At 71.7% G+C, this 20,759-nt stretch carries 16 protein-coding genes; 8 read left to right on the forward strand and 8 right to left on the reverse strand.

Annotated features, from left to right (window positions below; all coding sequences use genetic code 11):
• The first annotated feature begins 1 nt into the window (after nucleotide 1).
• On the forward strand, nucleotides 2–1,930 hold the full coding sequence (locus POL72_RS32995) for a 4Fe-4S binding protein (RefSeq protein ID WP_272100641.1): 1,929 nt from the start codon (nucleotides 2–4) through the stop codon (nucleotides 1,928–1,930).
• A 49-nt stretch (nucleotides 1,931–1,979) separates the two neighbouring features.
• Complete coding sequence (locus POL72_RS33000; RefSeq protein WP_272100643.1) at nucleotides 1,980–3,128, forward strand: TolB-like translocation protein; 1,149 nt, start codon at nucleotides 1,980–1,982, stop codon at nucleotides 3,126–3,128.
• Between the two features lie 88 nt (nucleotides 3,129–3,216).
• Here the strand turns inward: POL72_RS33000 and POL72_RS33005 are convergent, their stop codons facing one another.
• Nucleotides 3,217–4,869 carry an ABC transporter permease gene (locus tag POL72_RS33005; protein WP_272100645.1) on the reverse strand — a complete coding sequence of 551 codons (1,653 nt, stop codon included), beginning with the start codon at nucleotides 4,867–4,869 and terminating at the stop codon, nucleotides 3,217–3,219.
• Nucleotides 4,870–5,076: 207 nt separating this feature from the next.
• Here POL72_RS33005 and POL72_RS33010 point away from each other — a divergent pair, with 207 nt between their 5' ends.
• The 4 genes from POL72_RS33010 (at nucleotide 5,077) to POL72_RS33025 (ending at nucleotide 10,559) form a co-directional block, all read left to right on the forward strand.
• Nucleotides 5,077–6,993: a serine/threonine-protein kinase gene (locus tag POL72_RS33010; protein ID WP_272100647.1), complete on the forward strand. Its 1,917-nt coding sequence runs from the start codon at nucleotides 5,077–5,079 to the stop codon at nucleotides 6,991–6,993.
• Nucleotides 6,994–7,045: 52 nt separating this feature from the next.
• Nucleotides 7,046–8,428 (forward strand): CCA tRNA nucleotidyltransferase, encoded by a 1,383-nt coding sequence (locus POL72_RS51380; RefSeq protein WP_272100649.1) that lies wholly within the window; start codon nucleotides 7,046–7,048, stop codon nucleotides 8,426–8,428.
• Nucleotides 8,429–8,788: 360 nt separating this feature from the next.
• Nucleotides 8,789–10,180 carry a hypothetical protein gene (locus tag POL72_RS33020; protein WP_272100651.1) on the forward strand — a complete coding sequence of 464 codons (1,392 nt, stop codon included), beginning with the start codon at nucleotides 8,789–8,791 and terminating at the stop codon, nucleotides 10,178–10,180.
• Nucleotides 10,181–10,310: 130 nt separating this feature from the next.
• Nucleotides 10,311–10,559 carry a hypothetical protein gene (locus POL72_RS33025; RefSeq protein WP_272100653.1) on the forward strand — a complete coding sequence of 83 codons (249 nt, stop codon included), beginning with the start codon at nucleotides 10,311–10,313 and terminating at the stop codon, nucleotides 10,557–10,559.
• Here the strand turns inward: POL72_RS33025 and POL72_RS33030 are convergent.
• From POL72_RS33030 to POL72_RS33050, 5 genes are all read right to left on the reverse strand, one after another.
• A complete protein-coding gene (locus tag POL72_RS33030) occupies nucleotides 10,550–11,818 on the reverse strand; it encodes a guanine deaminase (RefSeq protein ID WP_272100655.1) in 1,269 nt (422 codons plus the stop codon). The two genes, POL72_RS33025 and POL72_RS33030, sit on opposite strands and share 10 nt — an antisense overlap.
• Nucleotides 11,815–12,423, reverse strand: coding sequence for an SH3 domain-containing protein (locus POL72_RS33035; RefSeq protein ID WP_272100656.1), 609 nt, complete (start codon nucleotides 12,421–12,423; stop codon nucleotides 11,815–11,817). Before POL72_RS33035 ends, POL72_RS33030 begins: the two co-directional genes overlap by 4 nt.
• 89 nt (nucleotides 12,424–12,512) lie before the next feature.
• Nucleotides 12,513–13,604, reverse strand: a complete 1,092-nt coding sequence (locus POL72_RS33040) for a formylglycine-generating enzyme family protein (RefSeq protein WP_272100658.1) — start codon at nucleotides 13,602–13,604, stop codon at nucleotides 12,513–12,515.
• 18 nt (nucleotides 13,605–13,622) lie between these two features.
• The gene (locus POL72_RS33045) at nucleotides 13,623–16,082 is read right to left on the reverse strand and encodes a sulfatase-like hydrolase/transferase (protein ID WP_272100660.1); all 2,460 of its coding nucleotides are present in this window, start codon (nucleotides 16,080–16,082) and stop codon (nucleotides 13,623–13,625) included.
• A gap of 310 nt (nucleotides 16,083–16,392) precedes the next feature.
• The gene (locus POL72_RS33050; RefSeq protein ID WP_272100662.1) at nucleotides 16,393–16,932 is read right to left on the reverse strand and encodes an RNA polymerase sigma factor; all 540 of its coding nucleotides are present in this window, start codon (nucleotides 16,930–16,932) and stop codon (nucleotides 16,393–16,395) included.
• Nucleotides 16,933–17,472: 540 nt separating this feature from the next.
• Between POL72_RS33050 and POL72_RS33055 the strand changes: the two genes are divergently transcribed.
• Nucleotides 17,473–17,715, forward strand: a complete 243-nt coding sequence (locus POL72_RS33055; protein ID WP_272100664.1) for a hypothetical protein — start codon at nucleotides 17,473–17,475, stop codon at nucleotides 17,713–17,715.
• Between the two features lie 136 nt (nucleotides 17,716–17,851).
• On the opposite strand, the gene POL72_RS33060 is transcribed toward POL72_RS33055, so the two are convergent.
• Nucleotides 17,852–18,793 carry an RpnC/YadD family protein gene (locus POL72_RS33060; protein WP_272100666.1) on the reverse strand — a complete coding sequence of 314 codons (942 nt, stop codon included), beginning with the start codon at nucleotides 18,791–18,793 and terminating at the stop codon, nucleotides 17,852–17,854.
• Nucleotides 18,794–19,237: 444 nt separating this feature from the next.
• Here POL72_RS33060 and POL72_RS33065 point away from each other — a divergent pair, with 444 nt between their 5' ends.
• Nucleotides 19,238–19,468, forward strand: coding sequence for a hypothetical protein (locus POL72_RS33065; protein WP_272100686.1), 231 nt, complete (start codon nucleotides 19,238–19,240; stop codon nucleotides 19,466–19,468).
• Nucleotides 19,469–19,539: 71 nt separating this feature from the next.
• Here POL72_RS33065 and POL72_RS33070 read toward each other — a convergent pair whose 3' ends face one another.
• Nucleotides 19,540–20,748 carry an FAD-dependent monooxygenase gene (locus tag POL72_RS33070; protein WP_272100687.1) on the reverse strand — a complete coding sequence of 403 codons (1,209 nt, stop codon included), beginning with the start codon at nucleotides 20,746–20,748 and terminating at the stop codon, nucleotides 19,540–19,542.
• Nucleotides 20,749–20,759: the final 11 nt, after the last annotated feature.

Below are 20,759 nucleotides of genomic sequence, written 5' to 3' on the forward strand. Positions count from 1 at the left end.
CATGGCAAACCTCGATCCGACGCCGGCTGCGCCGGCGCACCGTGAACCGGCGGCAGGAGCGGGCGCGGCGCCCGCGAAGGCGAGCGCCGCACCGAGCGTGGCGCCGCCCGCGAAGGCGAGCGCGGCGCCGCCCGCCGCATCCGCGAAGGAGGCCCGCTCGGGCGCGCTGTTGCGCGTGGTGCGCAAGGCCGGCTCGATCGTCCGGCCCGCCCCGAAGCGCCGGCCCGGCTCGGGGCTGCCGGCGCGCAAGGTGATCCAGGTGCTCGTCTGGGTGCGCCGCGCCGTGCAGGCGGGCTGCCTCGGGCTGTTCCTCTACTTCCTGTTCCAGACGGGCTTCCGCGGCTCGTTCGCCTCCGCAGAGGCGCGCGTGCGCCTGCCGCTCCCCGTCGAGGGCTTCCTCCTCGCCGACCCGTTCGTCGGCGCGATGACCCTGCTCTCGACGCACACCGTCTACCGCGGCCTGCTCTGGTCGCTCGGGATCCTCGCGCTGACGCTCGTCTTCGGGCGCGTGTTCTGCGGCTGGATCTGCCCCTTCGGCACCCTCCACCATTTCTTCGGGTGGATCTTCCCGTCGCGCTACGGCAAGGGCGGCAAGCGCGTCGAGGCGAACAAGACGTACACGCGGCAGCGGGTGAAGTACTACCTGATGTACGCCTTCCTCGCGGCGAGCGTGGCCGGCAGCGCGATCGGGGGGCTGTTCGATCCGATCTGCGTGGCGGTCCGGGCGATCGGGCTCGCCGTCATCCCGGCCGCGCAGTACGTCGTCAGCGTGGTGACCGGCTCCGCGGCCGGGACCGGGAGCCGATCGGTGCAGCTCGCCGCGGACCACACGCAGGACTTCCTCGCGGCGAGCGTGTGGCAGACGAAGCAGTTCTACTTCCACCAGACGTGGTTCGTCGGGATCCTGTTCGTCGCGATCCTCTTCATGAACCGGTTCATCCCGCGGTTCTGGTGCCGCGTGCTCTGCCCGCTCGGCGCGTTCCTCGGCGTGTTCGCGCGCTTCGCGCTCTTCGGGATGCAGAAGGATCACGCGAAGTGCACCGACTGCAACCTGTGCCTCGTGCACTGCCAGGGCGCCGACTCGCCCCAGGGCGGGGTGAAGTGGCGGCAGGACGAGTGCCACATGTGCCTCAACTGCGAGAGCGCCTGCCCCGAGGACGTCATCAAGTTCCGCTTCCTGCCGAACCGGAAGAGCGCCCTCGTGACGCCCGACACGGGCCGCCGCACCGCGCTCGCGACCGCCGCGGCCGGCGCGGTGATCATCCCGACGGCGCGCATCGCCGACGTGCTCGACGCGAACTACGACCACCGCGTGATCCGGCCCCCGGGTTCGGTCGAGGAGCGCGAGTTCCTGGAGCGGTGCATCCGGTGCGCCGAGTGCATGAAGGTCTGCCCCAACAACGCGATCCACCCCGCGTTCTTCGAGGCGGGCATCGAGGGGCTCTGGACGCCGATCGTCATCCCGCGCATCGGGTACTGCGAGCACTCCTGCGTCCTCTGCGGCGACGTCTGCCCGACCGGAGCGATCCAGAAGATCACCGAGGAGCAGAAGATGGGCGTCGGCCAGAAGCCGATCTCGATCGGCACCGCGTTCTACGATCAGGGGCGCTGCCTGCCCTGGTCGATGAGCGTGCCGTGCATCGTCTGCGAGGAGTTCTGCCCGACGTCGCCCAAGGCGATCTGGGTCGAGGAGGTCGACATCCCGAAGCGCGAGCCGGTGGCGGCCGAGAGCGGCAAGGAGCCGCCGATGAAGATGGTCCACGTGCAGCGTCCGCACGTCGATCCGTCGCTGTGCATCGGCTGCGGCGCGTGCGAGAAGGTGTGTCCGGTGCAGGACAAGCCCGCGGTCTACGTGACCAGCGTCGGCGAGACCCGCTCGAAGACGAACGTCATCCTTCTCGAGGACACGGACTACAACAAGGCGTCTTGACCGCGCACGCCGGCTCCGCGCGGCGGGACCACGACAGGAGGCAGCTCGGGTGCGCACGCTTCGCTTCTACGGAACCTTCTCGCTCGCCGCGCTGTGCGCGCTCGCCGGCTGCGGCGAGCCGTTCACGGCGGCCGGCGCGGACGCCACGTCCACGTCGTCGAGCGGCGGCGAGGGCGGCGCCGGTGGCGCCGGCGGCGATGGGGGCGGGGGCAGCGGGGGAGGCGGGGGCCCGGCTTCGTCGTCCGCCGCGTCGGGCGGGGGCGGCGCGGGCGGGTGCGGCGCGTGCAAGGACGGGGAGTTCTGCACGGCCAGCGAGACGTGCGTCGCCTGCGCTGCTCGCGGCGGCCTGCTGTCGTTCGGCGCGCTCTCGGAGGTCGAGGTGGCGGGGGCGATGCCCGCGTTCCCGCGCGTGCGCGCGGAGGCCGGAGAGGGCGAGGCGACGCTCCGGCTCGTCTACACGGCCAAGTTCGGATCGGACGACACGAAGATCGCCACGGCCACCGGGCGGCCCTGGACGGCTGGCGAGGCCGTCTCGAGCTTCGTGGTCGACGATGCGGGCCAGGAGTCGGGTCCGCTCCTCCTGCCCCTGGACGCGCCCTCGCCGGTCGAAGGCTTCCCTGCGGGCTCGCTGCTCTTCGATCGCCTCCCCACCGAGCCGGGCAGCCTCCCGCAGCTGCTCGTCGCGGATGGGATCGAGGCGACGCAGGCGAACGCGCTCCCTGCGCTCAACCCGGACGGGGGGAGCCGCTCCGTGGCGGTCGCCCACGGGCTTCGGCCCTCCTACCGGTACTGGTTCATGAGCAGGCACCAGGAGGGCGGCGGGACCACGAGCCGGCTCGTCACGAAGCGCGCAGAGGATGCGGAGGTGCAGGTGCTCGACATCCACCTGCCAGGCGACTGCCCCGCGCAGGGAGACGACCTCGCCCCGTGGGTGACGCCCGACGGCAGCCTGCTCTTCTTCCAGGCGCCCTACAGCGCGCGCGGCGAGTGCGAGGCGGCGTCGGTGCTGCGGAGCTTCTATGTGGCGCTCGGGGACGACGGGCTGCCCGTGGACGGTCAGCCGGCGAGGATGCTGCTGCCGAACCTGGCCCCGACCGTCGCCGTCATGACCCCGTCGCTCTCTCCGGACGAGTGCACGCTCTACCTGGCGTCCAACAAGGACGGGCAGCAGAAGCTCTACTCCGCCTCTCGGCGGTAGCCGGCGCGACGCGTCGGGATCGAGGGTGGGAGGCCTTCAGCGCCGCCCGGCCCGAGGTGGGCCTACCGGGGCGCGGGGAGGCGGGGGCTCACTGCGCGCGGAAGCCCTCGGCAGGGCGGAGGCGCGCGGCGTAGAGGCTGGGCACGATCGTGGCGGCGAGGCAGATGAGGATGGCGATGCAGCCCGTGATGATGAACTCCTGCGGGCGCGCCTGGACGGGCAGGTGGGAGATGAAATAGACCTTCGGGTCGAGCGGGAAGCCGTACACAAGGAGCCCCTTGCACACGGCCACGCCGAGCAGGAGGCCCAGCGTGGTGCCCGCGACGCCGATGATCCCGCCCTGGTAGAGGAAGATGCGCAGGACGGCGGCGTCCGTGGCCCCCATCGCCTTGAGGACCGCGATCTCCTTCTTCTTGTCGAGGACCACCATGATGAGGGTCGCGATCACCGTGAACGCGGCGACCACGATGATGAGCGCCAGCACCGCGCTCATGCCGATCTGCTGGATGCGCAGCGCCGTGAAGAGCCCGTGGTTCAGCTCCTCCCAGTCCATCGTGTAATAGAGCCCGCTGCCGAGGAGCTTGCTGATCTCGCGCGCGATGCCGCTCGCGTTGTCGATGTCGTCGACCTTCATCTCGACGCCGGTCACCGTGTCGCCCTGGTCGTAGAACGCCTGCGTCTCGTAGAGATCGGCGTACGCCAGCTTGGTGTCGTACTGCTCGAAGCCGGCCTCGAAGATCGCGATGACCCGGAATCGCTTGGCGACCGGCGGCTTGATGGCGCCGTTCGCGAACGAGAAGCCGATCGTGGGCGAGGTGACGGTGACGCACTGGCCGAGCTCGAGGGACAGGTTCTTGGCCAGCGCGGCGCCGATCACGATGCCCGGCATCTTGGCGATCTGCTCCTTGTCGGCGCAGGGGTCCGGATCGACCTCGGGCGGCAGCTCGTCGTCATCGGGGAGGACGCTCCCATAGCCGCCCTGCGGCTCGATCGCGCCCCGCGGGGCCCCCTCGGCGACCGCGACCTCGGCCTCCTCGTCCCTGGCGTCCGGCGCGCCGTCGGCCTCGGCCGCGCGCGAGGTCGGGGGCGCGAGCGCGGCGTCGCGCGCGGCCGCGGCGCGCTCGTCCTCGCGGATCCGCGCCTCGTAGGCCTTCAGCAGATCGATCTCGGCGCCCGCGTCCGGCGCGGGCGCGTCCGGCGCGAGCGCGCCCCGCGCCCCAGCGTCCGGCTCCAGGACGGGGACGTCGGGCAACGACGGCACGGCGCGCTCGGCGGGCTTCGAGCCAGGACGACGCAGCCCGGCGAGATCGCCGCCCGGGAGGATGTGACGGGGCAGGTCGAGCACGGCCGTGGAGGCGCCCTCGGCCCCCACGCCGAGGCTCCTGGCCGGGTCGACCCCCTTGACCAGGACGCCGGTCGCCGTCGCGTCGCCGTGCGTCAGCATCATGGGGTTGATGCTGAACGGCGCGACGCCGATGACGCCGGGGACCTTGGAGACCTGCTCCATGATCGTGCGGTACTCACGGAAGTCCGTCGAGTACTTGATCACCAGGACGTGCGCGTTGACGCCCAGGACCTTCTCGCGGAACTCCGCCTGAAAGCCCCCGGTCACGCTCATCACGGTCGCGAGCGCCGCGACCCCGAGCGCGACCCCGAGGATCGCGAACGTGGTGCCGACCGAGATGAACGCCCGCTTCTTGGAGCCGAGATATCGCAGCGCGACCTCGATAGGGTAGCTCATCGCGGTGCCCTCCTAGCAGAACGCGGCGCGCGCGGCACGCTGGGCCGCCATGGTCGGCGACGGGCCGACCCGCGGTCGACGCGCACTCACCTCCGCCTTTCGCGCGCGGGGTCCGCATGATCTCGCTTCCCGGACCGAACGCCTGCTAGAATCCAATCCTGTCGCAGCTGCCGGCATGTGGCGTGCACTTCTGCCCGCGAGCCTTTCATGAGCGCCACCAAAAACGAGCACCACACCGCGCGCAGCAGGGTCTTCAACGCCGAGGAAGGCGCGCTCGAGGAGGCACCGCCGTCGCGCCCCACGAGCGCGGCTGGCGGGGCTCGCTCGTCCGGTGTCGCGGCCGCGTTCGCGCCGTCGTCCATGGAGCCGAGCGGCGCCGATGACGACGTGCCGGTGGAGGTCGAGCTCCGCCCCTCGTCGAGGCCCTCCAGGGCGGGGTGGGTCGAGGGGCCCGCGAGCGAGGTGCCGCCGAGCTTCCGGGCTCCGCCGAGCTTCCGGGCGCCGCCGCCGCTGCGCCAGATGGCCCCGCGGCTCGGGCGGCAGAGCGAGCCGGACGCCGACGAGATCAGCGGGCGAACGAGCCCGGTGCCGATCAGCGAAGGGGAGCCTTCCCTGGAGATCCCGCCGCCGGACGAGGTCGAGCCGCGCGAGCGGCGGCCGCCGGGCGCCAAGGACCCTTACATCGGGACGACCTTCGATCACCGGTACAAGATCGAGCGGCTGCTCGGCGAGGGCGGGATGGGGTTCGTCTACCTCGCCCGCCACAAGGTCATCGACAAGCGCGTCGCGGTGAAGGTGCTCCGCGCGGAGCTCGCGCGGGACCGCGAGATCTTCGAGCGCTTCGTGCAGGAGGCCCGCTCCGCGTCGAGCATCGGCAACCCGCACATCGTGGACATCTCCGATTTCGGCGACCTGCCGGACGGCTCCACGTACTTCGTCATGGAGTACCTGGAAGGCGTGAGCCTGGCGCAGCTCATCGACTCGCCGAACGACCTGCCGATGGAGCGCATCTGCCACATCGCGCTGCAGCTGTCCGCGGGGCTCGCCGCCGCGCACGACGCCGGCATCATCCACCGCGATCTCAAGCCGGACAACGTCTTCGTGGTCGCCCGCGGCAGCGATCCGAACTTCGTGAAGATCCTCGACTTCGGGATCGCGAAGGTGTCGACGAGCACGACGACCAAGCTGACGCGCGCCGGCGCGGTGTTCGGGACGCCGCACTACATGTCCCCGGAGCAGGCCGCGGGGGCGCCCATCGATCACAGGACCGACATCTATTCGCTCGGCGTGATGCTCTATGAGCTCGTGAGCCGCCAGCTCCCGTTCAACGCCGACAACTTCATGGGGATCCTGACGCAGCACATGTACAAGGCGCCGGTCCCCATCCGCGCGCTCGTCGGCGGCCCCGACTGCCCGCCCGGGCTCGAGGCGGTGATCCTGAAGTGCCTCTCCAAGAAGCCGGAGTCGCGCTACCAGACCATGGGCGATCTCCACGCCGACCTCGAGCAGGTGAAGTGCGGGGGCGTGCCTGGCGCGGTCGCCGAGATGATGGCGCGCTCGGGCGGCTTCAACGTGCCGCACGATTACTTCAAGACCTCGAAGGTGATCGTCCCCGCGACGCCGCCGTCGCCCCCGCGCTCGCACTGGCCCCGCTACGTGTGGGTGGCCGGGGCGGCGGCCGCGGTGGGGATCGTGACGGCGATCTTCGTCATCGGCGCGAGCGGGTCTGCCAGGGACAACGCCCAGAAGGCGCAGAAGCCGCCGGTCGAGGCGCCCGCCAAGCCGGCGCCCCCCGAGCCGCCGCCGGTGCAGAAGATGGCGGTCGCGCTGGCCGCGGTGCCGGAGACGGCGGTCGGCTACCGCAACGGCGTGGAGCTGAAGCTGCCGGCGAGCATCGACGTGGAGCAGGGGCAGACGGTCACGATCGACATCCGGGCCGAGGGGTACCAGACGAGCACGGTGGTGCTCGACGGCACCGAGCCGAGCAAGCTCGTGAAGCTCGAGGCCGACGAGAAGAGCGGTCCGAAGGCGAGGCCCGGGGCGGGCCGGCCGCCGGCGGTGCCGGCGACACGGACCCCCAAGAACCCGGATGTCCGGGACCCCTGGGCTCACCCGAAGAGGTGAGCGCGCGCTCGGCGGGGGCCCTGCTCGCCGTGGCCCGTGATAAGCCGCAGGCGTGACCCCGATCGATCACCTCATCGACGCCGTCCCCGAGGACGTGCTCGGCATCTGTCGCCGCCTCCGCGAGCGCGGCAAGCGCGGCTGGATCGTGGGCGGCTGCGTGCGCGACCTGCTCCGCGGGCAGGACGCCAAGGACTGGGACGTCGCGACCGACGCGCGGCCGGAAGAGGTCGTGGCCGCGTTCCGGAAGGTGATCCCGACCGGGATCCAGCACGGGACGGTGACCGTCCTCGTGCGCGGCGTGCCGTACGAGGTCACGACCCTGCGCGGCGACGGGACCTACAGCGACGGCAGGCGGCCGGATCGGGTCGAGTTCGTGGACGACATCACCGCCGATCTCGCGCGGCGGGACTTCACCATGAACGCCATCGCGATCGATCCGGTGGACGGGCACCTCATCGATCCGTTCGGCGGGCGGAGCGATCTCGAGGCGAAGATCATCCGCGCGGTCGGGGATCCGGGCGCGCGGTTCGCCGAGGACGGGCTGCGGGTGCTGCGCGCGGCGCGCTTCGCCGCGACGCTGGAGGGCACGCTGGACCCCGAGACCGAGCGCGCCATGGGCACCGCGCGGTCGCACCAGACGTTCCGCTGCGTGAGCGCGGAGCGGGTGCGCGACGAGTGGCTGAAGGCGATGCGCGCGCGCCGCCCGAGCGTGGCGTTCGAGATCATGCGCCGGACGGAGCTGCTGGCGATCACCTGCCCGGAGATGATCGAGTCGGTCGGGTGCGAGCAGAACCGGTGGCACGCCTACGACGTGTGGGGGCACGCGATGGCCTGCCTCGACGCGTGCAAGCCCGAGCCGATCCTCCGCGTGGCGGCGCTGATGCACGACATCGGGAAGCCGAGGACGCGCGAGTTCTCCGAGAAGACGAGGGACTACACGTTCTATGAGCACGAGCGGGTCGGGGCCGAGATGGCCGACCCGATCCTCACGCGGCTCCGCTTCTCGAACGACGAGCGCGCGCGGATCGTGGCGCTCATTCGACACCACCTGATCTGCTACGACGACACCTGGACGGACGCAGCGGTGCGCCGCTGGCTCCGCCGGGTGACCCCGGCGCTGGCGCCGGATCTCTACGAGATCGGCTTCGCCGACGCGCTCGGCAAGGGGCGCGAGGCGACCGAGGACATCGCCACGATAGGGCGGCTCCGGGAGCGCGTGGACGCGCTGCTCGCGGCGGGCGCGGCGCTCTCCGCCAAGGATCTCGCCGTGAACGGCAATCGATTGATGAAGGAGCTCGGCATTCCGCCGAGCCGGCTCGTCGGCGAGCTCCTGGAGCGCCTCGTCGAGCTCGTCACCGAAGAGCCCGAGGCGAACACGCCCGAGCGCCTGCTCGCGGCGGCGCGCGAACTCGTCGCCTCGAAGAGCACAGTCTAGCGCCCCCGGCCGTCGCAAAGGTGCGAGTCCCGCCGCGGAGCGGACGAGGGGAGCCGCCAGGATCGCTGTGCGCCGCGCTCGCCGCGTGTGCCCGAGGGTGGTCTCGCCGGGCTGCCCCGGGCCGCCTCGTCGCGCGTCGCTCCCATTCACCCGCCCTCGGCCATCTCCTCGCTCCTTTGGTGAGCCTGTCCCAGAGGGCGAGTCGAATGGTCGTGGACAAGGTCCCTGGACCGACAACGGTGGTCGGTTGTCTACCTCCTGTCGGGCTAGATTATTTCATGTCGATCGCGTCCATCGGGACGTGAGTCTGGTAACATCCGTCGCTGCGCATTGTCGCGTTCCCCGATGTGGAGGTCAATTTTGAAGCTCTCGACGAAGACGCTTGTTGGGCTGGTTGGTCTGGGTTTGCTTGCGGCCGCGGCAGCCATCGGTGGGTGCTCCGGCGGGGGTGGTGAGGCGAGCCCCGGCAACAGCGGCTCTGGGAGCGGCAGCGGCAGCGGCGGCAGCGGCGGCAGCGGCGAGACGTCCGGGAGCGGGTTCGGGAACGGCGGTGAGTTCGATGTCGGCTCAGGGACCGGGGACAAGGACGGGGGGCTCAACGAGGATACGGCGTGCATCGCGACCCGATTGCAGGCCGATTACCAGCAGCGCCCGGCCGATATCATCTTCATCATCGACAACTCGGGGAGCATGACGGACGAGATCAACAGCGTCCAACGGAACATCAACCAGAACTTCGCCTCGATCATCGCGGCGAGCAAGATCGATTACCGCGTCATCATGCTCTCGAAGCACGGCAGCTCGGACGTCGAGCAGTCGGTCTGCATCGAGGCGCCGCTCGGCAGCGGGAGCTGCTCGCCGGTCCCGCAGAACCCGAACACCAACCCGCCGCACTTCTACCAGTACAGCCTGGAGATCGGCAGCCTCGACTCGCTCTGTCTGGCGATCGACACGCTGAATGGGGCGATCCCGCCCAAGGGAGAGGCCACGTCGCCCGGGTGGTCGCAGTGGCTGCGGACGGACTCGCTGAAGGTGTTCGTCGAGATCACCGACGACGGCGTCAACTGCACGACGAGGTCGCTCGGCGCGGACAAGGCGGTCTTCGAGGAGGGGGCTGACATCACGCTCTTCGACATCGACGATGATGAGCCCGCGAACAAGAACGTCGCCGGCGGCACCAAATCGGCAGAGGCCTTCGACGCGGCCCTGACGGCGGTCGCGCCGGAACTTTTCGGCTCGAAGGACGCGCGCAACTACAAGTTCTTCAGCTTCGTGGGCATCAAGGAGAACACCCCGCCGACCGCCCCCTGGCCGCCGGAGGCGCCAGCCACCTGGGAGCAGTGCCGGCCGGACTCGGTCGATCCCGGGACGACCTATCAGGTCCTCAGCGTCATGACCGGCGGGCTGAGATACCCGATCCAGCAGCACGCCACCTACGATGCGGTGTTCCAGGCCATCGCGGACAGCGTGATCTCGGGCGCCAAGCTGTCGTGTGAGATCGAGGTGCCCAAGGCGCCGGATGGGCACTCGATCGACCTGAAGACGGTGCAGATCGAGTTCACGCCGAGCAACGGCGGGCAGAAGCAGACCTTCGCCCAGGTGAAGAGCCTCGAGGAGTGCGCCGGGGCGTCCTCGTCCTTCTACATCGAGGAGGGGATCATCAAGCTGTGCGAGGACACGTGCGCCATGGCGGCGCAGGACAACACAGCGGGCATGGAGCTGCTCTACGGCTGTTCGGTCAACCCGAACTGAGCGAGGAGGCGCTCCCGGGCGCGACGCCCCGGGAGCGCCGCCACCTCGGGGCGTCCGGCCGAGCGAGCCCTCTCCGTGGAGGGATCGCGGGAGCCGGGCGCCCGCACCTGCTACCCTGCGCGAAAGGCAGATGCGGGTCGATGTGGCGTGCCGTGCCGGCCACGGCGGGAGCGAAGAGCCCGAGACGGTCACCCTGGGGGAGCGCCGCGTGCGGGTGACGGAGATCCTCGACCGGTGGCCCGGGGGCGATCACCTCTACTTCAAGGTGCGCGGGGACGACGGCGCACGGTACATCCTGCGGCGGGATTTCGAGATCCTCGTCTGGGAGCTCGAGGTCTATGAGGCCGCCGAGGAGGAGAGGGGGACCGGTCAGGGGTAGACAGGCTGGCCGCGCACGAAGGCGCGCTGGACGGTCGCGTCGGACGCGAAGACGAGGTGGTTCAGCGTCTCGGCCTCGCCGATCACGTGCTCGGGGAAACGGACGGCGATGAAGTCCGCCTCCTTGCCGACGTCGAGGCTGCCGACGACGCGGCCCAGGCCGACGGCGTCGGCGGTGCCCTGCGTGGCCAGGACGAAGAGATCGGCGGGGGTCGGGCGGTCGCCGAGGCAGAGGGCGTTGTCGAAGGCGCTCGACATGCTGCGGCGCATGTCGAAGCTGCGGCCGGCGCCGACGTCGCTGCCCAGCCCGACAGGGACCCCGCGCGCGCGCGGGTCGGAGAGGCGCATGCGGCCGCTGCCCAGGAAGAAGTTCGAGTCGGGGCAGTGGACGACCGACGAGCCCGTCTCCGCGAGGCGGTCCCACTCGCGCGGCGAGAGGTGAATGGCATGCGCGAGCAGGGCGCGCCCGGTGAGCAGGCCGACGCGGTCGTAGACGTCGACGTAGTCGCGCGCCCAGGGGTGCGCGCGCAACGTGGCCTCGCCCTCGGCCGGGTTCTCGGCGACGTGCGTCTGCACGAGGAGGCCGTGATCGCGGGCGAGCCGCGCGGCCGCCTCCATCAAGGGACGGGAGCAGCTCGGGGCAAAGCGGGGGGTGATCGCGAACTCGAGGAGGCCGCCGCCCTCGCCGTGCCAGCGCTGCACGAGATCCCGGGCGGCGGGGATGGCCTCGTCGCGAGGGACGCGGAGCGCCTCCGGGCAGCTCTGGTCCATGAGCGTGAGGCCGGCGATGCCGCGCAAGCCGGCGGCCAAGAGGGCGCGGAACAGCCGGTCGGTCGCGCCGGCGCACGAGCTGGAGAAGACGACGCAGGTGGTCGTGCCCGACGCGAGCAGCCGACCCGTGAACTCGCCGGCGACGAGCGTGGCATAGGCCTCGTCGCGGAAGCGGGCCTCCTCGGGGAAGACCGACCGCTCCAGCCAGTCGAGCAGCGGGCCGCTGGCGCTGCCGATGACGCGCGTCTGCGGGAAATGGACGTGCGCGTCGATGAAGCCAGGCATCAACACCGCAGGCCGCAGGTCGAGCACCGGCCCGCGGAACGCGCCCGGGGCGAACGGCGCTGCCTGGGCGATCCGACCGTCGCTGCCGACCACGAGCAGCGCGTCGTCGATGGTCCGGACCTGAGCGCCGTCCGGCGACGCGGGGATCGGGGTGAGCAGGCGACCGCGGTAGGCGCGCGGCGACTCCGGCGAGCGCGCGCTCATCGGATGGCGATCTCGCTCCGGCGGGCCCAGCCCATGAGCAGGTCGCCCCCGCCGTTCTTCATGACGAGGGCCCACGCGCCCGCCTCGCGCACGATCATCACGATCTCGCCGGCGGCGATGGAGCCGACCCGGGTGCCGTCCGCCCGCGGCTCGTCGAGCAGCGTGATGCCGCGCGAGGCGATGCCCGCCTGGAGGCGCCCAGGCGCGCCCGGGTCCTCCTCGTCCTCGAGGGCAGGGCCGTCGTCGTGAGGTGATGGCCGCTCGTCGGAGCCTGGATCCTCGTCGAACGGGAAGCGAGGGTGGATCTGCGCGCCCCGATCCGCCGAGGGACGCCCGTCGAGGACGTGCGCGAACCGGCCAGCGCTCTGCACCGGCGAGCGATCGCCGGCGACCGCCCGAAACACGACAGGCGCCATCGGGAGCAGCACGACGGCGGCGGCAGCGAGGAGCACGAGCCCGGTCAGCCGATCGAGCTGGCGCGCGCGCGGCGGGGCCGGCGCGGCGCCCGGCGGCTCCGCCCGGGCAGCGAGGCGTGTGCCGGCGTGCTCGGCGCGCACGTCGCGGGGGCCAGGCGAGGCACCCTGTCCGGCGGGGGGGTGGTCCATCAGCGCAGAGGATACGCGCTGCGGCGAGCGCGGTCGACTGCGCGGCGAGCGCGAGCGGCCGCGCGCTCGTGTGCGCGGCGGCGAGCGCGTCAGCGGAGCTCGCGCGGCAGCGGGGCGGCGGCAGGGTCGCCGGTGACGGCGCGCTCCGCGGGGACGCCGATCGTGGCGCCGTGGTCCGCGCAGCAGCGGAAGCCCTGCTGGTAGAACATGTGGTTCTCGTCGTGCGAGCGGGTCGAGGGGCGGCAGCGCGTGCGGACAGGGCCCCAGTAGCCGCCCTTCAGGATGGAGGGGCGCTCGCCCTCGCGGACCGAACGGGTCCACTCATCGATGTTGCCGGTCATGTCGTAGACGCCGAAGGGGCTCCGGCAGCGGGGCTGGACGCCCGACGCCATGCCCTGCCAGAGCCGGTCCATCTCGGCCATGGCCGCGGGGCCGCCCCGCGGGCGCAGCGCGGTCTCGATGTACGGGCGCCATGCCTGATCGACGACGCACGCCTCAGGCTCGCGGATGTAACCGTAGGGGTAGGGGCGCGCCTCCTCGCCCTCGCAGGCGAAGGTCCACTCGGCCTCGTCGCAGAGGCGCTTGCCCTCCTCGGCGCAGAGCTCGTTCGCCTCGTAGAACGAGACGAGGATGAAAGGATAGACGCCCTTCTGGTTGGGGTACTCGTAGCGATCCATGCAGAAGTGCATCGGCTTCGTGTCGAGGTCCTTCGACATCGAGAGCCACTTCTCGCGATCGAACTCCGCGCACCGCTCGGGGTAGTCCCTGCTGATCCAGTGCTTGCAGGTGGTCCGCTGCATCTCGTCGATGGAGCGCAGGTCGCCCTGGGTCTTCGGCGCCGGGTCGAGCTTCATGAGGCCGGAGACCTCGACCATGCCTGTCGGGCAGGCGCCGCGGGTGCCCTCGATCTGGTCGGTTGCCTCGCGCGACTCGGCAGGCGACGAGGCGATCTGCCAGTGGCGATCGCGCACGAGGCGCCACTCGAAGCGGAGGCGCCGCGGCAGCGAGCCCGTGATGGCGCCCGCGCCGAGCGTCAGCGGCACGGACGGCGCATCCGCGAGCCGCACCACGAGCAGCGCGAGCGACGCGAGGGCCACCGCGAAGCCGACGGCGACGGCGGCGCGCAGCGCCCTCGCGCGCGGGGGCGCGGGCTTCCGCGTCGAAGGGGCGAACCTGTGCATGATCCCTCGCAGTAAACTCTACTGCGAGGGAGACTCGAAGGCAGACAACTTTTCGCGGAGCCGCCCGAGGTCGGCCTCGAAGCGCCGCTCGCCGGACAGGTCGCGGGTCTCGCGGGGATCGCTCCCGAGATCGAACAGGAGCAGCCGGTCCCGCTTCTTTCGTTCGATCACGAGGAGCTTGAGCTGCCCGTCGACGACCGCGGCGCGGCGGGCCGTGCGAGCGAACACCGGTCCCCGGGGCGCGCGCTCGGTGCCCGTGGCGATGGCGGTCAGGGAGGCGCCTTCGACGGCCGTGGCCTCCGCGCCGCCGATGTCGAGGACGGTGGGCGCGAGGTCGACCGTGCTCACGGGATGCGGATAACGGCCTGGCGCGGCGCCGGGGAGGGCGATGACGAGGGGGACGCGGATCGCCTCCTCGTAGAGCTCGACGCCGTGCCCGACGGGGCCGTGCTCGCCGAGCCCCTCTCCCTGCGAGCCGTGGACGATGACCGCCGTGCGGCCGGCGCGGGGGCCCCTCGCCACGGCGTCGAGCAGGGCGCCGAGCTGCCGGTCGACGTAGGCGATCTCGCCGTCGTAGGCGGCGGTCCTGCCGGAGCCGAAGCGGATGCCGGGGTGGGCGACGTAGCGCTCGTGAGCGTCGAAGAGGTGGAGCCAGAGGAAGATCGGCTGGGTGCGCTGGGCATACCCCTCGAGGAGCTCGATGGCCTTCTCGACCGCGAGGTGGCCTGTCGCCTCGCGCTCCGGGTGGGCGTCGCCGTAGACGGTCTCGAAGCGGTCGAACCCTTGATCGAAGCCGCGCTCCTGGCTGATCCACGTGAACGAGCTGACCGCGGCGGTGAGGTAGCCGGCGCGCTTCATGCGCTCCGCGAGGGTGTCGTTCTCGGGCAGCAGCGTCGGCCACTCGCGGCGGTCGCGCGCCGCCCGGTTGAGGCGGCGGCCGGTGACGAGCGGCGAGATGGCCCGCTGCGTCTCGCTCGAGGCGGCGTAGGCGCGCTCGAACAGCACGCCGCGGGCCGCGAGCTCGGCGAGCCGCGGGCTGGTGTCGCGGCCGTAGCCGTAGGCCGACGTGTGGTCGGCGCGGACCGTGTCGAGCGTGATGAGGAGGACGTCGGGGCGCATCGGCGCGGCGGCGGGCGCGGGGGAGGCAGGCGTGGCCCCGGCGGGGGAGATGGACTTCGTCAGGACGGCCGGGATGACCGCGCCGCCCTCGTCGCGCGCGGCAGGCGCCGACGCGGCGCGCACGTGCGCGGCCGCCGTGGCGCCGGCGGGAGCGGCCGGCGGGGCGCCGGCGGGAGCGGTCGACGCGGCGCTGGATGCGGCGGCAGGCTTGGCGCCGGCAGCCGCGGTCGTGAGGGCGCCGGCAGGCGAGCCAGCGACGGCCCTGGCGGGCAAGGGGGCGGCGCCCTCGTGGGCTCCGTCGCTGCAGTCCTGATCGATGCCGTCGCCCGGCGTTTCCCGCGCGCCGTGATACCGGGTGGGGTCGCCCTCGTCGCAGTCGAGGCCGCCGAAGTGCGAGCCCATCCCGTCGCCGTCGCGGTCGGTCCACTGCTCGAGCGCGCTGAAGAGGGTGGCCGCGAGGCCGCCGCCGGCGCGCACGGCCTGGCCGAGCGGGGGGAACGACTCGATCCGGGCGGTCGCGGTCATGAGGACCAGGGCGGCGAGCGGGACGCCCGCGATGCCGGCGAGGCGGCCGACGGCCGCGCTGAGGTCGACGCTCGAGACGAGCGCGGTCGCCACGAGCGCGATGGCGCCGTCGACGATGGCGGCGCGCACGGCGGCCCCGGCGTCGCCGCTCGTGTTGCCCGCGTGGGCGGCGAGCGGCGCGAGGGCGGCGACGAGGGGCACGACGCCGATGGCCGTGCCGGCGACGGCGAGGAGCCACGGCTTCACGCCGCGGGCGGCGAGGCGATCGCCGAGCGCGACGAGGCGCTGGGTGACGAGCGCCGCCGCCGCGACGCCGGCGAGGCCGAGGACGCCGAAGGTCGCGCCGGCGAGGCCTCGGTGGTGGGTCGTCGCCTTGAGGAGGGCGGCGAGCGCGGCGAGCACCGGGAAGGCGACGCCGATCCAGAGCGCGACGCGGAGGACGGCGAGCCGCTCGCCGCCCGTGCCGACGATGCCGCGGAAGCCGCGGCCGGCGGCGCGCGAGAGGATGAGCGCGAGCGTGACGAGCGGGAGCAGGACGGCGGTGCCGACGAGGAGCCCGTCGAGGAAGGAGGCGCCGGCGCGGGCGGTGCGCAGCGCGGTCGGCACGGCGGAGAGCGAGGCGACGCCGAGGCCGAGCACGCAGGCCTCGCCGAGGCGGGTGGTCCAGGCGCTGCGGCGCGGCGGCGGAGGGGCCGACCGCCCCGGCGGGGGGAGGGACCGCCCCGGCGGCGCGCTCTGCCGGGCGGGCGGACCGCTCTGCGATCGCGGCGGGACGCTGTCATGAGAGCCGGCGGCGCTCGGCGGCGGCGGGGGACCTGGTTCGGCGGTGATCATGGGCACGCAGGGGGGAGGGCCGCGCGGGCGCCTCGCGAGGGCCGGTCGCGCCTGGCTGCGAGGTCGTGCGCCCTGGAGAACGGGGCCTACCATCGGTGTACCGGGCCGCAAAGTATCCTGCGGGAGCGGACGAGCCGGAGGCGGCGGCAGGGCGCGGGGACCGGGCCGCGAGGGCGCCTTTCGTGTAGGCCGGGCGGCGCGGAAGGCGTCGCGCTGGAGGTATCCGACCGGCCGCGCGCGCTGGAGACTGCCGGCGGCGCAGCGTGAACGCTGCGTTCGTGAGGCGCATGATCCCGTGCAGCACGTCGAGCTAGCGATCATCCCCGAGGATCGAGCGCAGGTGCGCCCGCGCGCCTCGCAGCCGAGACTGCACCTCGCGCTTGTTCAGCGCGAGCGTACGCGCGATCTCATTCAGACTACGGCCCTCGTCGTACCTGGCGAGCAACACCTCTCGGTAGTCCGCCGGCGCGTCGCGGAGCGCATGCCGGAGGCGTGCGTTGCGCCGCTCGGCCAGCACGACGTTCTCCAGGCTGGCCATGGTCACCGATGGAAGCGAGGCGACTTCCTCGATGTCGCTGTATGCGACGAAGCGCGCGCGCTCGCGTCGTCGAGACCGCAGGAGAGGGAGCGCAGCGGTTGCGGTCAGCCTGAACAGCCAGCCGTCGAAGCTGAGCTGGCCGCGGAGCGAGCGAATCTTGAGGGGGATCTGCAGCAGTACTGTTTGGACGAGGTCGATTCGATCTTCATCGTCGAGCGGATAGCGTGCGACCTGGCCGGCTATGCGCGGGTGGGCATGTCGCGTGAGCGCTTCGATTGATCGGCGGTCGCCGTTGAGCGCATGGTTGATCAATTCGAAGAGCGTCGTTCGTGTTCTGTGGCAGCGTTCGGGTGCTCCAGCGGTGAGGCCGGTGTTGGTGTCACTTTGGCCATTTTGTCCATTTGTTCACTTGATCCAGCACGAGCGGCCTCTCGATCAGGCCAAAGTGCCGGGTGCCTTGCAAGAGTTTGATTTCGATGTTGCGTGAGAGTCTCCTTGTGGGGACGTTTGTGGCGTTGTTGATGTGGTCGATGAAGCGGTCATTGGCCTTCGATTCGGAGAGCAAGGCCTTCTGCCGGGCCGCGCTGGCGCCATGCTGCCCGGAGCTGGTGGGCCCATGGTCGCTTGCTCGCCGCGGGTCAAGGCCACGGAAGCGACATCCGTCCTGCTGAGCAGCTCTGCCGCTGGACGCGGCCCGGAGCGATGCGGCCTTCGATCTCCCCGGACCAGAGCTCGCTGAAGTCTAGGGCCCGGTGGCGCCAACGCGTGTCTTGCTCCGTCGCTGGTGTCGGGGCTGGAACTGCCACAAAGTGCGGTTACGTCTTGGACGACCCAGGCGAGGAAGTCGCCGAGATGACGGAGCTCGAGGCGGGCGATCCACGCCCGGTCGTCCATCTCCGGCGAGCGCACGCGGGCAAGGGCCACCTCCTCGGCCTGCTCGCGGGCTTCTTTGGGATGCTCCTCGTCATGGCTGCCTTGTCGCGCGGCACCGGCGGAGAGCCCGCGTTCACCGTGTTTGCCGCGGCGTCCGTCCTCCGCAGGGCCGTCGGTCGCCTTTGGCGTTGCCGCGTGGCCCTGGCGTCCGACCGGAGCTAGAAGAGTAAGGAAGAGGCCGTCGGTCGGCACTCCGGGCTGAGCGCCCCGGGGAGTACGCCGAGCGGCCGCAGCCGAGCTTCGATGGATGCAGCCTCCATGGGCTGATGCTGATATGGCGGGCCGTTCTGCGTGGGGCTCACGACCGGCGCGCTGGCTCGGCGAGCCAGCGGACCAGTGCGTCGCCCTCGAGCTCGAGCAGCGTGTCCTCGACCTCGCCCGGACCGAGCGCGCGCGCCCGATCGAGGATCGAGCGCTCCTCCTCCGTGGTGGGTCGCCGCCCGACCCGCCGCGCGAAGAGGCGGCCGAGCAACTCGGCGATCGCCTCCTCACGGCCCTTCAACTGTCCCCTCTGCTCCGCCTTCTGCTCGGCCTCGATGATCATCTCGCCGATGATCGGCGTGCGCCGAAGCAGCCCTTCCTCCATGTCCTCCACCATCGTGACGAGCTCCTTTTGCAGATTGTGCCCCCAGGGGTCGACGGTCGCCAGTACCAGGAACGCCGTGTACAGCTCCGCCCGCTCCTCACCGGTCACCGTCCGCGCGTGAATCTGGGCGATGACCTCCCGCATTGCCTTCGCGGTCGCGTCCCTGGCGAGCGGCGCGAACGCCAGCCAGAGCACGCTACCGCGCGCTCGGAGCTCGGCGACCGTGCGTTGATAGACCGCGTCGATGCGGAAGTGCGTACCGCTGAACCGCCGCTCCGGCCAGGCCGTTCGGAGCACGCCGGTCACAGGCAAGCGCTGCTTGCGGCCCGAGAGGACCACGGCGACGCTCTCGATGGGCGGCACCGGTTCGCGGGGCGCTTCTATGCGCAGCGCGGCAAAGAGGAAGCCGAGGTACTCGAAGACCTGAGCCGGAACCTCGTCGCGCAGCGCGAAGCAGAACTCGACGTGTAGCACGCGCAGCGTGCCGTCGATGCGAAGGCGCAGCGCCTTGTCCAGGCGACGCTCGAGCTTGGTGACCTGGGTATCGATCCAGCCAAGGACCTCGACGGAATGGCCTTCCGGGGTGAAGGCGCGCGCAAGGTCTTCGGGTCGCCTCCGGGCGATATGGCGTAATGCGATGTCGGCGTCTCCCATGCAACGCGTCGCTCGCAGGGAGCGTGCCAGAGGGTGGAGGGCAAAAAGTGACGGCATCCTCGCGTGTCTCTTGAGCTCCGGGGGGTGGCGGCGCCATGGCGGATCGCCGCCCGCGTCCAGCGGGAGCAGCCGATGAGCGGCAGCGCGATCGTGTCGTTCGGCGCGGCACAGCCGCTGGGAAGCTCACCCTTTCCACGGCGAACCGCTCCGAGACAACCTGTGAGCAGCCCGAGCCCGTCGAGCGTGGCTATCTCTCCTCAGATCGACGCTGCCGTTGCCGCCTCGTCTGTGCTGCCGGCAACTCGGAAGCGATGCGCTCGGAGTCGAGGGGGCGCCACGCGAGGCCGGCAAGATGTCTGCTCGGGTGCGCCAGGGACCCGCGCGGCGCCTGGCAGCAGGTGCCCGCTGGCGGGCTCCGGGCAGGTACGCCACGATGGTGAAGCCGTGTCGCGCCCCGCGCGCAAGCTCGCCACGATCGCGGATCTGCTGGCCCTCCCCGAGGCGCAGCGCTTCCACGAGATCATCGGCGGCGAGCTCGTCCCGAAGTCGATGCCCTCGCAGAAGCACGGCGGGGCCCCGGCATCGCTCGCCGGGATCGTGTTCCGCCCCCGCAACCGGCGGTCCGGCGGTCGCTGGCCAGGGGGTGGTGGTTCGCCATCCCCGGACGAGGAGTAGAGCCGCACCTCGACGGGACGGGGGAGCGCGCGGCCGCGCGGGAGCGCCCTCGACGGCGCCCCCCGGGCTCGTCAGGCCTGAGGCCGAGCCGACGGGGCGCCCGGACGCCCGCTCATCGGCAGTCCGCTGGACCAGCCCCTCGCCATGCCCTGGACCATGGCCTCGTAGTCGGTCGCCTTGCTCCTGCGATCCCTCGCCTCGCAGAGCGCAGGGTCGGTCGCGAACAGCGAGCGCGCGAGGTCGCGGGCGCCCGCGTTGATCGCGGCGTTCTTGGCGTGGCGGCGCTTCGTGAAGGCGGTGAACGCCTCCTCGAGGGAGGCCGCGCTGCTCAGGCACTCGGCCAGGTGCCACGCGTCTTCGAGGGCCTGACTGGCGCCTTGGCCCGACGTGGGCAGCGCCGCGTGCGCGGCGTCGCCGATCAGCAAGACGTTGTCTCGATGCCACGTGTCGATGGGATCGTGATCGTGGACGTAGATCTTGTTCATGCGCTCGGAGGGCGTCTCCTCTATCAATTCCGGTATCGGGCTGGGCCACCCGCGGAAGAGGGCGCGGAGCTCGGCCCGGTAATCTGCTGGCTCCTTGCCCCGAGCCTCAGGGCAGGCCGCGGCGCCGGCCCAGTACGCCTTCGACCGAGATACGGGCACGACGCCGAAGCGCACGCCGACACCCCAGCAGTCCATCACCTCGATCTGCGATTCCGAGAACACCGCGCGATCGCTCTCGAACGTGCCAAGCCAGTTGACGAAGCCCTGGTATCTCGGGCGATTGTCGCCGTGCACGAACGCCCTCGCGACCGATCTCATCCGCCCGTCCGCTCCGAGGATCACGTCCGCCGCGACGGTCGCTCCGTTCGCGAAGTGGACGCTCGCCGGGCCGGCGGCCGAGGGCTCGATGCGATCGGCGGCGTGCCCGTACCGCACGCGGACACCCAGCCCGTCGACGCGGGACAGCAGCGCCGCCTGGAGCTCTCTCCTCAGCACCGAGAGGCTCGGGGACCCCATGAGCTCGTCCAGCTTCCGGATGTCCAGCGCGCCGAGCTCCTCGCCGGTCCACGAGACCCTCCGCATCCGGGTCGGGCGCCCGGCCAGCCCGGCTACGGAGTCCAGGAGCCCGAGCTCCTGGAGCACGAACGAGGCGTTTGGCCAGCAGACGATCCCCGCGCCGATGTCCGTCGGCGCAGCGTGCCTCTCGAAAACCTCCACGTCGAACCCCCGTCCGGCGAGGGAGATCGCCGCGCCCAGCCCGGCGATCCCGCCTCCAAGAATGGCTATCCTCAACATGAACCTTTCCG

Source organism: Sorangium aterium, from assembly GCF_028368935.1.
Taxonomy (GTDB): Bacteria; Myxococcota_A; Polyangia; order Polyangiales; family Polyangiaceae; genus Sorangium; species Sorangium atrum.